We start from the raw sequence: 15,043 nt of genomic DNA on the forward strand, positions 1-15,043 counted from the left end.
ATCATCGGCGATCACAGTTCTGAAGGTTACTTGTAACGTTATAGGTTATTTGTTTTTAAAACAACAAGATAACTGGAACTTCTTTGTCATTCACTGCTAGCCTGCTGCTGTACCCACCATAATGGCCAGTAAGAGGGCTGATAATGAAAAGAGCGGTCAATGCATTGCAAAATTTCGGCAAGTCCCTATATGGGCCGGTGCTGATACTCCCGATTGTCGGGTTATTCATCGCATTTGGGAATGTGTTCGGTAACGGCAATCTAGCGGGTTATGTCCCTTTACTTAACCACCCTTTGATTCAGGATTTTGGTCAACTGGTTTCCAAATCTGCCGTGGCGATTCTGGCTAATTTGGCGCTGGTGTTCGCCGTAGGGATCCCGATCGGGCTGGCGAAACGCGATAAGGGCTACGCTGCGCTGATTGGTTTGGTGATGTTTATCATCTTCATTAATGCCATGAACATCACGCTGCAATTACAGGGCAAACTCGTACCAACCGCAGAGATGCGCGCCGCAGGGCAAGGTATGGTGCTGGGCGTTCAAGTGCTGGAAATGGGGGTTTTCGCCGGTATCCTGATCGGCGGATTCGCAGGCTATCTGTATAACCGTTATTCCAGTAAACAATTTAACGGCGTGATGGCGATCTATTCCGGCCACTGCTTCGTCGCCATTCTGGTTATTCCGCTGGCGATTGCGCTGGGCTTTGCGATGAGCGCCCTGTGGCCGTTTGCTCAACACGGCATTACCTGGCTCGCCTTCGCTATCAAAGGTGCGGGCCCTGTTGGCATCGCGATTTATGGCTTTCTGGAACGCGTACTGATCCCCACCGGGCTACATCATCTGGTCTATACCCCGTTCCTGTATACCGAACTGGGTGGCACCGCAGAAGTGTGCGGCAAGCTGTATCAGGGCGCACGTAACATCTATTTTGCTGAAATGGCCTGTCAGGACGTCAAACAGCTGAGTTCCACCGTAGTCTGGGACGCGCGCGCGGTATCAGTAAAATGTTTGGTCTGACGGCCGCTGCGCTGGCGATGTATGTGACAGCGAAACCCGAAAAACGGCTGGCCGCCAAAGCTATTCTGATTCCGGCTGCATTTACTTCTTTCTTACTGGGCGTCACCGAACCACTGGAGTTCTCGTTCCTGTTCGTCGCCCCGATGCTGTTTGCCGTCCACGCCGTACTGACCGGCATAGGGATGATGCTGTTCTCCATTATGGGCGTGCATGCGATTGGTGCCAACGGCGTCATTGACTTCCTGCTTTATAACCTGCCGCTGGGCATCGAGAAATCCAACTGGCCGATGTACATCGCGGTCGGGCTGACTATGTCAGTGATTTACTTCTTCGTCTTCCGCTTCCTGATTCTGTATTTCGACATGCCAACCCCCGGGCGTGAAACCGATGAGGAAGAGACGCGACTGTATTCCAAAACCGAATATCAGGCCAAGGCCGAGAATCCGGCAAAAACACAGGATCCAGTGAAAAGCGATGCACAACTTGTGGGTGCCACCATCATCGCCGGGCTGGGTGGCAAACCCAATATCGAGGTGGTGGATAACTGCTACACCCGCCTACGGGTCACGCTCATCGACCCGGCGTTGGTAGACGAACAACAGCTTAAGAACACCGGTGCGAAAGCCGTTATCCGACAGGGTAACAACGTACAGGTGGTTTACGGACTTCACGTCAAAACGATACGCGAAGCAGTTGAAAACGCGCTTTAACAGGAGACTGACCATGACGAAACCCCCATTCATTCTGACCATTGCCGGCGGCGGCAGCACCTATACCCCAGGCATCGTAAAGAGTCTGATGGTACGTCTCGCGGATTTCCCGCTGGCGGAGATTCGTTTGTATGACATCGACGGCCCGCGGCAGGATATCATCGCGCCGGTGGTGGAAAAGGTGATTCGCGACCACAGTGACAGCATCGTCTTTACCGTCACAACCGACGCAGAGACCGCGTTTAGCGGTGCCCACTTTGTCTTTGCCCAGATGCGCGTCGGCCAGTACAAGATGCGCGAACAGGACGAGAAAATCCCACTACGCCACGGCGTCGTCGGGCAGGAAACCTGTGGCCCCGGCGGACTGGCCTACGGCCTGCGTACCATTCTGCCGATGGCTGAGCTGATCGATCTGGTTGAGCGCTATGCGCATAAAGAGGCATGGATCGTCAATTACTCCAACCCGGCCGCGATTGTTGCAGAAGGCGTGCGTCGCCTGCGTCCTAACGCCCGCGTACTGAATATCTGCGATATGCCGGTTGCCGCGATGCGTAACATCGCTGCCGTGCTGGGCGTCGATCGTCACGACATCACGGTGGACTATTTTGGGCTGAATCACTTTGGCTGGTTTACCCGCGTGCTGGTCGACGGCGTCGATCGTATGCCAGAACTGCGCGAGCACATCGCCCGCTACGGCCTGTTGACCGCCGATGCCGCCGATACCGATCCGCAGCACGCCGATCCGTCGTGGGTGAAAACCTGGCGCAACATCAAACCCGTCATGGATCATTTCCCAGAGTTCGTGCCGAATCCGTATTTGCAGTACTACCTGATGCCGAATCAGATCGTGGAACATCAGGATCCTGACTATACGCGCGCCAATGAAGTGATGGACGGGCGTGAGAAGAAGCTGTTTGCAGCCGCCGCCAGCTACAAGGAAACGGGGATTCTGTCGGACGCGTTCCACGTTGGCGTGCACGGCTCATTCATCGTTGATGTCGCCTGCTCACTGGCGTTCGATCTGCGCCAGCGTCATCTGGTGATCGTCGAGAATAAAGGTGCCATCGCCAATCTGCCTTACGATGCGATGGTGGAAGTGCCCGCTTATATCACCGCGCAAGGTCCAGAACCGGTGCGGATGGGGAATGTCCCGCAGTTCCATCGTGCCTTGCTGGAACAGCAGTTGGCGTCTGAACAACTGCTGGTTGAAGCCACGCTGGAAGGCAGCTACGAGAAGGCCTTGCAGGCATTTACTCTGAATCGAACCGTGCCGACAATGCAGCACGCCAAAGCCATTCTGGACGAGATGATTGAAGCCAATCAGGATTACTGGCCGCAATTAAAACAAGCATATAGAGACGGTATCGCCCAATAATCTGCGACTTGTCGGATGAGGGAAAATCGCTGACAATGAATCTATCATTGCACATCAATGATAGATTCGGGGTCGAATTCGTCGGCCTCAACGTGGAGGATCTATGTCAGCATCGTCTTCTGATTTGCCCGTTTCTCATGAGCGGTTTGTTTCCGCAGACTGGCTTGCCAGCCACCTGAATGACAGCAGCATCACGCTCATCGACGTCCGGATGCTACCGCCGGGCAACAGCACCCGTGATATTCACGCTGAATACCGCGCCGGTCATCTGCCTGGCGCGGTTTTTTTTGATATTGAAACGCTGTCCGATCACAGCACCGATCTGCCACATATGATGCCGACTCGCGAAGACTTCGCACGCGCGATGGGCGAATTGGGGATCGATAACCAGCAGCATCTGGTGATTTACGATGAAGGCAATCTCTTCTCCGCACCACGTGCGTGGTGGATGCTGCACACGTTTGGCGCGACATCACTTTCGATCCTGAGCGGCGGTCTGGCAGGTTGGACAGCGCAGAACCTACCGTTGGAACAGGGAAATGTGACGCCGAAGCCAACCACGTTCCATGCCACACTGGATGAAAACGCCATTCGCTCACGCGATGAGGTGCTTTCCATCAGCCGGGATAAATCAGAACAGATTGTCGATGCCCGCCCCGCTCCCCGTTTTAACGCCGAGGTGGATGAACCGCGTCCCGGTCTCCATCGCGGCCGCATTCCCGGTAGCCTGAACGTACCGTGGACTGATTTGGTAAGTAACGGTGCGCTGAAACCTAATGCCGAACTGGCGACCATTCTGCATAAACACGGCGTGGATTTCACTCGCCCCCTCGTCGCCAGCTGTGGTTCTGGCGTAACGGCCTCTGTCGTGGTGCTGGCGCTGACGCAGTTAAATGTCCCGAACGTGACGCTGTACGACGGATCGTGGAGCGATTGGGGGAGCCGCGATGATGTCCCAATTGAGAGTGATTAGTTCCGTTCGCTATTTTACTGCCGTCAATCAGGGGTAGCAGGTGGATAATCGGCTGGCGTCATTAATGCAGCACGGCCAGGTGCTGACGCGCGCGGAATACCGCGTGCTGGCTTTTATCGCCGACCATTCATCGCTGATAGGCAAAATCACGGTGCGGGAGCTGGCGCAGAAAACCTATGTTTCCACGGCGACGATCATGCGGCTGTGCCAGAAAATCGGCTTTAGCGGCTACAGTGAATTCATTTATCACTGCAAAACGTTGCTCACGGAGCACCCGCGTCTGGCTCCCTCGCCTGTCGTTACACCCAATGACACTTCGCTTCCTGATGCTTTCCTGCATTTTGTCGACAATTACCAGCGCACGTTTGCCTACATTAGCCATCAGGATAGAGCCGCTTTCAGCGCTATCCTGCGACAGGAAAGCCATTTTTTCCTGTACGGCGCGGGGTTTTCCCATCTGTTTGCTGAATATTTGGCGAAGAAACTACAGGTGCTGGGGAAAGATGCCTTCTCCTCCGGATTAGGCGACAGTCGAGGCATTTTTCTCAATAACGCGCCGAAGTATCAGGTGTTTATCGCTATCTCCCGCAGTGGGGAAACCGAGCAGGTGTTGGATAAGGCGCGTATCGCCAAAAACATTGGCATGAAAGTCATCGCATTTACCCGTGCGTCGTTGAATTCATTAGGCGAGTTAGCAGATTTGCACTTCCGGCTCTACGATGATGCGGTTCACTATGCGGCTGAAGCCGGTGAGATTAGCTCATTTGAATCGAATCTGGTGATGTTGATCGATCTACTGTTATTGCAGGCAACAGCGGAAAAATCGTAATCCGCCGTTGCCTTCATAAAACTTATACCCGGTATCAGGCGTTGCCGCTTCCCTTAAACTCTCTCAGGAAACTTCCCCACTTACGCTCGTAGAACGGCGTGGTGTGCTTAATCATATAATGACTGATACCCGATTCGCCGTCCTTCACCAGACACAGGTCGACAGGACGCTCGTCCGGTAAAGTGTCGCTGGCGACGCTGCCCGCTTCACGGATGATGATTTCCTCGTCCTGATCGGCATCAATCCCAATCAGCAGGTGCGGCTGCTCTTCACCCGGTTCCTGAATCTGTGCCAAAAACGCCCGTTTTACATGGCGATGTTTGGTAAACAGCTGCGTCAGGGAATCAATCATCTGTGCTGGCATCTCGGCTGGCTGGCTCAGTATGACCTGCATCTCTTCTTCAACAACGCGTTGCTGAACAAAGCCGTTACCTTCGCCAGACAGAATATGCTCAATTTCCTGCGGTAAAAACTCTTTGCCATACGGCAGCTTAGGGTTGAGGAACAGCGTGACGCCCTGCGTCATTTCAAACAGCGAACGCGTCGGCAGAGCCAGAAAAGCGGCTTCTTCCTCAATCACGCTCTGCAATGCTTCCAGAGAAGAGAAGAAAGGAATGGCGGATGAACCATCGTCTTTTTCCCAGTGCTGAATGTTCACATTACTGCCCGCATGCAATACCACCTCACCGGATTCATCCCCGTCATCGGTATTGCCCAGCACAAACACCGTGGCTTCCATCAGTTCACTGAAAAATTCAGGACGATGCGCTGGCTCTGTTGCAGCCAGAATCAGCACTTCTTCCAGTTTATTACGTGGCGAAAACTCCATACTTTCCTCAACATGATTACGTTAAAAACCGACGCTTTAAGACCTGAACCGACTACTTGGCGTTGCTCAGCAGGAGATTCGCCAGCGTGCGTACGCCGAGTCCCGTTGCGCCCGTCGCCCACTGATCTACCGCGCCTTTACGGTACGTCGCGGAACAGTCAATGTGCAGCCAGCCTTGCTGGTAATTTTTCACAAAGTGCGACAGGAAAGCCGCTGCCGTGCTGGCTCCGGCGGTGTGTGCACCACTGGCAATGTTGTTCAGATCCGCAAAGCTGGACGGCAGATGGCTGCGGTGGAATTCTTCCAGCGGCAGACGCCAGAACGGCTCGTTTTCTTCCGTCGCGCTTTCCTGCAATGCCGCCACCAGCTCATCATCGAAGCTGAACAGCGCGTGATAATCGTTACCTAGCGCCATTTTTGCCGCGCCCGTCAGCGTTGCACAGTCGATAATCCACTGTGGATTTTGCTCGGAGGCATCGATCAGGCCATCCGCCAGCACCAGACGCCCTTCCGCATCAGTGTTCATGACTTCAACCGTTTTACCGTTGCGGTAGCGAATGATGTCACCCAGTCGGAATGCATTGCCGCTCACCATGTTGTCTGCACAGCACAGGTACAGTTTCACGCGCTGTTGCAAACCGCGCGCTGCTGCCAGCGCGAGCGCGCCCGTCAGCGTGGCTGCACCGCCCATGTCCGATTTCATGGAGTCCATAGAGCCGCTAGGCTTCAGGCTGTAGCCGCCGGTATCAAACGTAATACCTTTACCTACCAGACAGGCGAACACGGGCGCATCCGCGTTACCCGTCGGGTTATAGTCCAGCGCCAACAGCACCGGTTGACGTTCAGAACCGCGGCCCACCGTGTGCAGACCGGCATAATTCTGCTCACGCAGATCTTCACCTTTGGTGATGCGGTAGCTGACAGCGTCACAGGCAACGTCACACAGCAGATCGACTGCGCGGGTCGCCAGTTGCTCTGGCCCCAGATCTTCAGCAGGCAGGTTGATGGTGTCACGCACCCAGTCCACAATCTTCAGGCGATCGTTCAGCTCTTTCTTGTCAGCGTCGTTCAGCTCCGCCCATTCAACCGTTCTTTGCCCTTTCGGCCCGCGATACCCCTGCCAGAATGCCCAGCTGTTTGCCAGATCCCAGCCTTCACCAGCTAACTGAACGTGTTTAATCCCCTGCCCATCAATTTTGCGGGCAGCACGTTGGATCACCGCCAGTGCAGCTTTGCCATTCAGGGTCGCCCCTGCATGAATGGTAAAACCCTGCTCATTCACACTCAGCGTCGCTTTTTCTCCCCAGCGCGCATCAGCAGGTTGAGTGGAGAGTGAAATCAGCATGGTATTGTTCGTCATAGTGCTTCTCCGATAATAGGTATTCCTGCCACGTTTCATGTTTGCAGGTGATGTTCATATTTACAGACGTTCTGCTTCTCAATACGTGTTTATAAACGCTCTCGCTTATAAATACTCGGTTTGCAGATAAATAAACGGTGCATCATGACATGCAAATGTTACGAATTTTGGCACGAGAATAAAACGGGCCACCCAAGGCAGCCCCGTCATTGTGCTATTCAGCTTCATCTAACCAGACCAGCAGGATCGCTTCCAGAATTTTTTCATTGGAGGCATCCGGCCGATCGTCAAACTCATCCAGCTCGCAGATCCACTGGTGCATATCCGTGAAACGGACGGTTTTCGGATCGAGATCGGGAAACTGGTCGTAAAGCGCTTCGCCGATAGCCCGGCTGTCTGTCCATTTTAATCCCATAACGGTTGCTCCCTATGCAGATTAATGCTCGCGCGCGTGGTTGATCGTATAGCGCGGGATCTCGACGACCAGATCGTCCCCGGCGATACGCGCCTGACAGCCCAGACGACTTTCCGGCTCCAGCCCCCAGGCCTTATCCAGCATGTCGTCTTCTTCTTCTGTACTTTCTGCCAGCGAGTCGAAGCCTTCGCGCACGATGCAGTGGCAGGTGGTGCAGGCACAGGATTTCTCGCAGGCGTGCTCAACGTCAATACCGTTACGCAGGGCGACTTCCAAAATGCTTTCGCCGCGTTCCGCTTCCAAAACCGCTCCTTCAGGACACAGATCCTGATGCGGTAAAAAGACTATCTTAGGCATGTTACACCTCATCCACAGAATGGCCTGCCAGCGCGCGACGGATAGAGGCATCCATGCGACGGGCGGCGAATTCCTGGGTTTGTTGATCGACTGTTTTAATCGCGGCTTCAATCGCCACGGGATCGCTTCCCTGCATCATCGTATGCAGATGTTCGGATGCCGCGACAATGATGCCTTTTTCGTCATTGCTCAATAACTCAGCGTCAGCCACCAGCGCGCTTTGCAAGCTTTCCAGCACGCGTGCCGCCTCCACTTTTTGTTCTGCCAGACGACGTGCCCCGACATCTTCCTTCGCATTCAGCATCGAATCGGTGATCATCGTGGCGATTTCCGTATCGCTCAAACCGTATGACGGTTTCACCTGAATAGATGCCTCGACGCCCGTCGATTTTTCCATCGCCGTGACGCTCAGTAGGCCATCTGCATCAACCTGAAAGGTCACGCGAATGTGAGCCCCGCCGGCAGGCAGAGGTGGCAAGCCGCGCAGTGAGAAGCGCGCAAGCGAGCGGCAATCCGCCACCATTTCGCGCTCGCCCTGCAAGACGTGGATCATCATGCCGCTCTGGCCGTCTTTGAAGGTGGTGAACTCCTGTGCGCGGGCAACCGGGATCGTGGTATTGCGCGGAATGATTTTTTCCACCAGCCCGCCCATCGTCTCCAACCCCAGCGACAAGGGGATCACGTCCAGCAGTAACATTTCGCTGTCTGGCTTGTTACCCACCAGAATATCCGCCTGGATCGCCGCGCCGATAGCAACGACCTTGTCTGGATCGATCGACGTCAGAGGTGTACGACCAAAAAACGTTCCGACTTGTTCGCGCACCAGTGGAACACGCGTCGATCCACCCACCATCACCACTTCCAGCACGTCCTCTGGCGCCAGCCCCGCGTCTTTCAGCGTGCGACGGCACGACAGCAGCGTACGTTTCACCAGCGCAGCAATCAGCGAATCAAACTGCTCGCGGGTGATCTCACCCTGCCAGCCTGCAACATCCACACGTACCGACTCGGCGCTGCTGAGTGCAACTTTAGCCTTCACCGCCGCGTGACGAAAAGCATGATCTAACTGACGATCGTCACGATCGTGAATGCCCGCCTGCTCACGCAGCCACTCCGCCAGCAGATGATCGAAATCATCACCGCCCAGCGCAGAATCGCCGCCTGTCGCCAGCACTTCAAAGACGCCGCGGCTCAGGCGCAGAATGGAAATATCAAAGGTACCACCGCCCAGATCGTAAATGGCGATCACACCCTCTTTACCGGAATCCAGCCCGTAGGCAATCGCGGCCGCAGTTGGCTCATTGAGCAGGCGCAAGACGTGCAGCCCGGCAAGACGCGCCGCGTCTTTGGTGCCCTGACGCTGTGCGTCATCGAAATAGGCAGGCACCGTAATCACCACGCCATCCGGCACGCCGCCTAACGCCGCTTCCGCACGCGCCGCCAGCGCGGACAAGATATCCGCCGATACCTGTACAGGATTGAGATTGCCAGCCGAGGTCTGAATCAGCGGCAGGCCATTATCGCTGGCATGAAAGTGATACGGTAAGTGCGGATAGCGTTGCTGAATATCGTCCAGAGAACGCCCCATCAGGCGTTTGACTGAGCTGACGGTATTTTCCAGATCGTGGGCAGCATTGTCGCGTGCATCCCAGCCGACGCTGTGACCATCGTGACGATAGTGAACAACCGAGGGCAGCAGGTCGCGCCCATCGCTATCCGCTAGCGTCTGAGCTTCACCGCTGCGTACTGTGGCAACAAGAGAGTGGGTGGTGCCTAAATCAATACCGACAGCCAGACGACGCTGGTGCGGTGCGGCGCTAAGGCCAGGCTCACTAATTTGTAATAAGGCCATATTGAGCTTCCATCAATTGGCTGGCGAAAAAACCGATATGGCAATCACCATCGGGTTATCCGCCGGATTAACCAGTTATCTGTCCAGCAATTGTTCTTCGAGTTCTTCAACCTGTTGCTGGAGCTTGTCTAAAAAGCGTAGCTTGCGCACGGTATCTGCGGCGTCTGTCCACGTCTCATTATCGAGTTCATCACGCATATGCGAACGGCGCTTAACGATCGTTGCCTGCAATCGCTCGGCGAAGGCCGTCAGCGCCTCATCGGCATCCGATCGCTGCGAGATCGCGTCCAATTCTTCGCGCAGTTCCAGCTGTTCCATCAGGAATGCTGTGTCCTTCATCGTATGCTGTTCGTTGTTCACATCAAAACCGTGCAGCGACAGCATATACTCCGCGCGTCTCAGCGGATGCTTGAGCGCCTGATAGGCGTTATTGATCGTCGCCGCCTGCTGCACCGCCAGCATGCGCTCACGCTCTGGGCTGGCAGCATAACGGTCAGGATGAAACTGCCGTTGCAAATCCTGAAAACGGGATGCAAGCAGGCCGCCATCCACATCATAGCGAATCGGCAGCCCGAATAACGTAAAGTAATCCATAGTGGTACTCTAGGAGTTCTGGGTAGCAACGCATGCCATTAACCGATCGCACGCACACTACCCAAGAGAGGTCAGACGTTGAAACTTTCGCCGCAACCACATTCGCCGGAAATGTTCGGATTATTGAACTTAAAGCCTTCGTTCAGCCCTTCTTTAACGAAATCCAACTCGGTTCCGTCAAGATAGACCAGACTTTTGCCGTCCACGATGACCTTTACGCCTTTGTCTTCAAAGACCGTGTCACCGTCGTTCAAATCATCAACAAACTCCAGCACATACGCCATACCGGAACAGCCGGATGTGCGTACGCCAAGACGCAGGCCAAGGCCTTTGCCCCGGTTTGCGATGAAAGCGTTCACGCGTTGTGCCGCATTTTCGCTCAGAGAAATCGACATACTGTTACCTCGATCGTTCGCCACCTCGACGAGAACAGGCACCGCAAGAAACGGTGCCCCGCCGAGTTCAGCCGCAGAGATTACTGCGCGTCGCGTTTACTTTTGTAATCCGCAATCGCTGCCTTGATAGCGTCTTCCGCCAGAATGGAGCAGTGAATCTTCACTGGCGGTAGCTCAAGCTCTTCGGCAATCTGCGTGTTCTTAATCGCTTCAGCTTCATTCAGCGATTTGCCTTTTACCCACTCTGTGACCAGCGAGCTGGAGGCAATGGCAGAACCACAACCGTACGTCTTGAAGCGGGCATCTTCGATGATACCCTCATTGTTGACTTTTATCTGCAACTTCATCACATCGCCGCACGCTGGCGCGCCGACCATGCCGCTGCCGATAGAAGGATCGGCGTTGTCAAATGAACCCACGTTGCGTGGATTTTCATAGTGATCAATTACTTTTTCGCTGTAAGCCATGATAGTCGTCCCCGATCTGGTGAATTAATGATGCGCCCACTCGATGCTGCTGATATCCACGCCCTGCTTGAACATTTCCCACAGCGGAGAAAGATCGCGCAGACGACCGATGGATTTACGTACCAGCTCGATGGTGTAGTCGATCTCTTCTTCGGTGGTAAAACGCCCCAGCGAGAAACGGATCGAGCTATGTGCCAGCTCATCATTCATGCCCAGCGCACGTAGCACGTAGGAGGGTTCCAGACTGGCCGACGTACAGGCAGAACCAGACGATACCGCCAGATCCTTGAGCGCCATAATCAGCGATTCACCTTCAACATAGTTGAAGCTGACGTTCAGGATAGTGGGTACGCCCTGCTCGATATCACCATTCAGGTAGACTTCTTCAATATCATTAATACCGTTCCATAGACGATCGCGCAGCGCACGCAGGCGATCCATTTCTGCGGTCATCTCTTCTTTCGCGATGCGGTAGGCTTCACCCATGCCGACAATCTGGTGCACAGGCAAGGTGCCAGAACGCATACCGCGCTCATGGCCGCCGCCGTGCATCTGCGCTTCGAGACGAATACGAGGTTTACGACGAACATACAGTGCCCCGATCCCTTTCGGCCCATAGATTTTATGGCCGGAGAAAGACATCAGATCCACTTTTAACTGGTTCAGATCGATAGGCAGTTTGCCTACGCTCTGTGTGGCATCAACATGGAACACGATACCGCGGCTACGGCACATGTCACCGATAGCGGCAATATCCTGCACAACGCCGATTTCATTATTGACGTGCATGATGGAAACCAGAATGGTGTCCTCACGCATTGCGGCTTCGAGTTCAGTCAGATCGATAATGCCGTTACGTTGCGGAGCCAGATAAGTCACCTCGAAGCCTTCGCGTTCAAGCTGACGACAGGTATCCAGCACGGCTTTGTGCTCGGTCTTGCTGGTGATGATGTGCTTACCCTTCTTCTGATAGAAGTTGGCAACACCTTTAATCGCGAGGTTATCGGCTTCGGTCGCGCCTGACGTGAAGACGATCTCACGTGGGTCAGCACCAACCAGTTCAGCAATTTGGTTACGGGCGATATCAACCGCCTCTTCCGCTTGCCAGCCAAAACGGTGGGAACGGGAAGCCGGGTTACCGAACGTACCGTCCAAGGTCAAACACTGCATCATTTTCTCAGCGACGCGCGGGTCAACCGGCGTGGTGGCTGAGTAGTCGAGATAGATAGGTAACTTCATTGCTCATAAACTCCGTACATCACTTCAAAACGTACAATGCGTTTTGTTTTATTGACAGGTTGTTTATACCCGCAACCTCTCGGGCCAATGCAAAAAATCTGGCGATGTTATCGTGGAACAATTTGTCGTCAGAACACATTATCGTCAGATACATGCCGTGACAGTCGGACTAACGCCAACACCACATTGAGTAATGTGGTCAGAATTATGCGGCTATCAGAAAGGCAAAACGTGACGAGTAAAGGTTACTCGTCACGTTGAAGATATATCAGGCGCGCAGGTTAACGTTGATCGTTTCCTGGATACGTCCGTTGGCAGTGCGGCGCGTGTCAGCATCCTGACGATCCGCCACATCCAGCACTTCCTTATTATTCACCAGCTCATCCAGCGTGATGTTATTCAGGAAGTCGGTAATACGGTCGCTCAGATCGCGCCACAGCGTGTGCGTCAGGCAGCGATCGCCACCCTGGCAACCTTCGCGGCCCTGGCAACGCGTTGCATCAACAGATTCATCGACGGCCGAAATGACCATACCAACAGCGATTTCATTCGCGTTTTTACCCAGCAGATAACCGCCGCCTGGGCCACGAACGCTGGCAACCAGTCCGTTTTTACGCAGACGCGAAAACAGCTGCTCCAGGTAAGACAGTGAAATACCCTGGCGTTCAGAAATATCCGCCAATGGAACGGGGCCTTCCTGGGAGTGCAGAGCCACATCGAGCATGGCGGTAACGGCGTAACGGCCTTTGGATGTCAGTCTCATGATAGTGGTACCTGTAGATAAAACATGTATTATGAAAACATGTATTGGCAGAACATACCGCGAGTCTGACATTCCTGAGTGTTTTAGTCAACTATTTAACCAAGTAAAACACTCAAGTATTATTCGTCGTGCGTTTTCTGTACCGAACTCAGTATTCCACGCAGGATGTTGAGTTCCTGACTTTCAGGCCTGGCGCGGGTAAACAGGCGGCGCAGCTTGTTCATCACCTGCCCCTGATGCGCTGGTCGGATAAACCCGGTTTGCAGTAATGTCTGTTCAAGATGCTGATAAAACCGCTCCAGATCGTCGACCAGCGGGTACGGCGATTCTTCATGTTGCGGCTGTCCGGCCTGTAAGCGATCCAAATGCGCGATACGCACTTCATAAGCAATGATCTGCACCGCCATCGCCAAATTGAGCGAGCTGTATTCCGGGTTCGCGGGAATCGCCACGTGATAATGGCATTTCTGAAGCTCTTCATTCGTCAGCCCCACGCGTTCACGCCCAAACACCAGCGCTACTGGCGCGTGTTCCGCTTCCTGCGCGCTACGAACGCCACACTCGCGTGGTTCCAGCATCGGCCAGGGTAAGGTTCGAGAACGTGCGCTGGTGCCAACGACCAGACCACAGCCTTCGAGCGCTTGATCGAACGAATCTACAATAGTGGCATTGCCGATAACATCGCTGGCGCCTGCCGCCAACGCAATGGCCTGCGAATCAGGCTTAACCAATGGGTTGACCAAATAAAGTTTGCTTAACCCCATAGTTTTCATCGCCCTGGCCACTGACCCCATATTGCCAGTGTGCGACGTTTCAACCAGAACAATGCGAATATTGTCTAACATATGAACTCTGTTATGCGATAGATAGAAGGAAGTCGTGCGAAAAGGAAATCGGCATACCTTAACACAAACTTAGCTATTTTACTTTTCCACTGCTATACTCTGCGCCGCTTTCCGTTCTTTAACATTCCAGTGGACCGATACCATGCATCCGATGCTCAACATCGCTATACGCGCTGCGCGTAAAGCCGGTAATTTAATTGCCAAGAACTATGAAACGCCAGACGCCGTCGAAGCTAGCCAGAAAGGCAGCAACGATTTTGTGACCAACGTCGATCGGGATGCAGAACGTCTGATCGTTGAAGTCATCCATAAGTCTTACCCACAGCACACCATTATTGGTGAAGAGTGTGGCGAGCTGGTTGGCGAAGATCCGGCAGTACAATGGGTTATCGATCCTCTGGATGGCACCACCAACTTCATCAAACGTTTACCCCACTTCGCTGTTTCTATCGCGGTCCGCATTAAAGGCCGTACCGAAGTTGCCGTTGTTTACGATCCTATGCGTAATGAACTGTTTACCGCGACTCGTGGCCAAGGCGCACAGCTGAACGGCTACCGTCTGCGCAGCAGCACTGCCCGCGATCTGGAAGGCACCGTACTGGCAACAGGCTTCCCCTTCAAATTAAAACAACACAGCAAAAGCTACATCAATGCCATCGGCGCACTGTTCACCCACTGTGCGGATTTCCGCCGTACGGGTTCTGCTGCACTGGATCTGGCCTATGTGGCCGCGGGTCGCGTTGACGGTTTCTTTGAAATCGGCCTGAAGCCGTGGGATTTTGCCGGTGGCGAGCTGCTGGTACGTGAAGCTGGCGGGATCGTGACCGATTTCGTTGGCGGCCATAACTATCTGGCATCCGGCAATCTGGTTGCAGGTAACCCGCGTGTGGTGAAATCCATTCTGGGCACTATCCGTGAAGAACTGAGCGACGCGCTGAAACGCTAATTCCGACTCACTCCGGCCCATTGCCATAAAAAAGAAATTGGGCCGGAGTTGTTATTTTTCTTTACATATGAATCCTGT

At 54.0% G+C, this 15,043-nt stretch carries 15 protein-coding genes and 1 pseudogene; 5 read left to right on the plus strand and 11 right to left on the minus strand.

Annotation, left to right across the window (positions count from 1 at the left end):
• The first annotated feature begins 143 nt into the window (after positions 1-143).
• From H4F65_RS16465 to H4F65_RS16480, 4 genes and pseudogenes are all read left to right on the plus strand, one after another.
• Positions 144-1,726: pseudogene (locus H4F65_RS16465) on the plus strand (PTS transporter subunit EIIC).
• 13 nt (positions 1,727-1,739) lie between these two features.
• Positions 1,740-3,101 (plus strand): 6-phospho-alpha-glucosidase, encoded by a 1,362-nt coding sequence (locus H4F65_RS16470; protein ID WP_010280068.1) that lies wholly within the window; start codon positions 1,740-1,742, stop codon positions 3,099-3,101.
• 103 nt (positions 3,102-3,204) lie between these two features.
• The gene (sseA, locus tag H4F65_RS16475; RefSeq protein WP_010280069.1) at positions 3,205-4,074 is read left to right on the plus strand and encodes a 3-mercaptopyruvate sulfurtransferase; all 870 of its coding nucleotides are present in this window, start codon (positions 3,205-3,207) and stop codon (positions 4,072-4,074) included.
• Positions 4,075-4,114: 40 nt separating this feature from the next.
• Positions 4,115-4,903, plus strand: coding sequence for a MurR/RpiR family transcriptional regulator (locus tag H4F65_RS16480; RefSeq protein ID WP_010280070.1), 789 nt, complete (start codon positions 4,115-4,117; stop codon positions 4,901-4,903).
• Between the two features lie 34 nt (positions 4,904-4,937).
• Here H4F65_RS16480 and sseB read toward each other — a convergent pair whose 3' ends face one another.
• The 11 genes from sseB to trmJ all read right to left on the minus strand — a co-directional run bounded on the left by sseB (position 4,938) and on the right by trmJ (position 14,019).
• Positions 4,938-5,732 carry an enhanced serine sensitivity protein SseB gene (gene sseB, locus H4F65_RS16485; RefSeq protein WP_010280071.1) on the minus strand — a complete coding sequence of 265 codons (795 nt, stop codon included), beginning with the start codon at positions 5,730-5,732 and terminating at the stop codon, positions 4,938-4,940.
• A 52-nt stretch (positions 5,733-5,784) separates the two neighbouring features.
• The gene (pepB, locus tag H4F65_RS16490) at positions 5,785-7,092 is read right to left on the minus strand and encodes an aminopeptidase PepB (protein ID WP_010280072.1); all 1,308 of its coding nucleotides are present in this window, start codon (positions 7,090-7,092) and stop codon (positions 5,785-5,787) included.
• A 214-nt stretch (positions 7,093-7,306) separates the two neighbouring features.
• Positions 7,307-7,507 (minus strand): Fe-S cluster assembly protein IscX, encoded by a 201-nt coding sequence (gene iscX / locus H4F65_RS16495; protein ID WP_010280073.1) that lies wholly within the window; start codon positions 7,505-7,507, stop codon positions 7,307-7,309.
• Between the two features lie 21 nt (positions 7,508-7,528).
• Positions 7,529-7,864 carry an ISC system 2Fe-2S type ferredoxin gene (fdx, locus tag H4F65_RS16500; protein ID WP_005970171.1) on the minus strand — a complete coding sequence of 112 codons (336 nt, stop codon included), beginning with the start codon at positions 7,862-7,864 and terminating at the stop codon, positions 7,529-7,531.
• Between the two features lies 1 nt (position 7,865).
• Positions 7,866-9,716, minus strand: coding sequence for a Fe-S protein assembly chaperone HscA (hscA, locus tag H4F65_RS16505; RefSeq protein ID WP_010280079.1), 1,851 nt, complete (start codon positions 9,714-9,716; stop codon positions 7,866-7,868).
• Between the two features lie 75 nt (positions 9,717-9,791).
• Positions 9,792-10,310, minus strand: coding sequence for a co-chaperone HscB (gene hscB, locus H4F65_RS16510; RefSeq protein WP_010280080.1), 519 nt, complete (start codon positions 10,308-10,310; stop codon positions 9,792-9,794).
• Positions 10,311-10,381: 71 nt separating this feature from the next.
• Positions 10,382-10,705 (minus strand): iron-sulfur cluster assembly protein IscA, encoded by a 324-nt coding sequence (iscA, locus tag H4F65_RS16515; RefSeq protein ID WP_010280081.1) that lies wholly within the window; start codon positions 10,703-10,705, stop codon positions 10,382-10,384.
• Positions 10,706-10,785: 80 nt separating this feature from the next.
• Positions 10,786-11,172 (minus strand): Fe-S cluster assembly scaffold IscU, encoded by a 387-nt coding sequence (gene iscU, locus H4F65_RS16520; protein WP_005970177.1) that lies wholly within the window; start codon positions 11,170-11,172, stop codon positions 10,786-10,788.
• A gap of 24 nt (positions 11,173-11,196) precedes the next feature.
• Positions 11,197-12,411: an IscS subfamily cysteine desulfurase gene (locus H4F65_RS16525; RefSeq protein ID WP_010280085.1), complete on the minus strand. Its 1,215-nt coding sequence runs from the start codon at positions 12,409-12,411 to the stop codon at positions 11,197-11,199.
• A 268-nt stretch (positions 12,412-12,679) separates the two neighbouring features.
• The gene (iscR, locus tag H4F65_RS16530; RefSeq protein WP_010280087.1) at positions 12,680-13,174 is read right to left on the minus strand and encodes a Fe-S cluster assembly transcriptional regulator IscR; all 495 of its coding nucleotides are present in this window, start codon (positions 13,172-13,174) and stop codon (positions 12,680-12,682) included.
• Positions 13,175-13,293: 119 nt separating this feature from the next.
• Positions 13,294-14,019, minus strand: a complete 726-nt coding sequence (trmJ, locus tag H4F65_RS16535; protein WP_010280090.1) for a tRNA (cytosine(32)/uridine(32)-2'-O)-methyltransferase TrmJ — start codon at positions 14,017-14,019, stop codon at positions 13,294-13,296.
• A gap of 142 nt (positions 14,020-14,161) precedes the next feature.
• Between trmJ and suhB the strand changes: the two genes are divergently transcribed.
• Positions 14,162-14,965 (plus strand): inositol-1-monophosphatase, encoded by an 804-nt coding sequence (gene suhB / locus H4F65_RS16540; RefSeq protein ID WP_010280091.1) that lies wholly within the window; start codon positions 14,162-14,164, stop codon positions 14,963-14,965.
• The last annotated feature ends 78 nt before the right edge of the window (positions 14,966-15,043 follow it).

The sequence above is a fragment of the Pectobacterium brasiliense genome, assembly GCF_016950255.1.
Taxonomy (GTDB): domain Bacteria; phylum Pseudomonadota; class Gammaproteobacteria; order Enterobacterales; family Enterobacteriaceae; genus Pectobacterium; species Pectobacterium brasiliense.

Bases quoted from the DNA above. Each gene is read 5' to 3' on its own strand.
- H4F65_RS16470 (WP_010280068.1), top strand. From the start codon at position 1,740: ATGACGAAACCCCCATTCATTCTGACCATTGCCGGCGGCGGCAGCACC.
- sseA (WP_010280069.1), top strand. From the start codon at position 3,205: ATGTCAGCATCGTCTTCTGATTTGCCCGTTTCTCATGAGCGGTTTGTT.
- sseB (WP_010280071.1), bottom strand. From the start codon at position 5,732: ATGGAGTTTTCGCCACGTAATAAACTGGAAGAAGTGCTGATTCTGGCT.
- pepB (WP_010280072.1), bottom strand. From the start codon at position 7,092: ATGACGAACAATACCATGCTGATTTCACTCTCCACTCAACCTGCTGAT.
- iscX (WP_010280073.1), bottom strand. From the start codon at position 7,507: ATGGGATTAAAATGGACAGACAGCCGGGCTATCGGCGAAGCGCTTTAC.
- fdx (WP_005970171.1), bottom strand. From the start codon at position 7,864: ATGCCTAAGATAGTCTTTTTACCGCATCAGGATCTGTGTCCTGAAGGA.
- hscA (WP_010280079.1), bottom strand. From the start codon at position 9,716: ATGGCCTTATTACAAATTAGTGAGCCTGGCCTTAGCGCCGCACCGCAC.
- hscB (WP_010280080.1), bottom strand. From the start codon at position 10,310: ATGGATTACTTTACGTTATTCGGGCTGCCGATTCGCTATGATGTGGAT.
- iscA (WP_010280081.1), bottom strand. From the start codon at position 10,705: ATGTCGATTTCTCTGAGCGAAAATGCGGCACAACGCGTGAACGCTTTC.
- iscU (WP_005970177.1), bottom strand. From the start codon at position 11,172: ATGGCTTACAGCGAAAAAGTAATTGATCACTATGAAAATCCACGCAAC.
- H4F65_RS16525 (WP_010280085.1), bottom strand. From the start codon at position 12,411: ATGAAGTTACCTATCTATCTCGACTACTCAGCCACCACGCCGGTTGAC.
- iscR (WP_010280087.1), bottom strand. From the start codon at position 13,174: ATGAGACTGACATCCAAAGGCCGTTACGCCGTTACCGCCATGCTCGAT.
- trmJ (WP_010280090.1), bottom strand. From the start codon at position 14,019: ATGTTAGACAATATTCGCATTGTTCTGGTTGAAACGTCGCACACTGGC.
- suhB (WP_010280091.1), top strand. From the start codon at position 14,162: ATGCATCCGATGCTCAACATCGCTATACGCGCTGCGCGTAAAGCCGGT.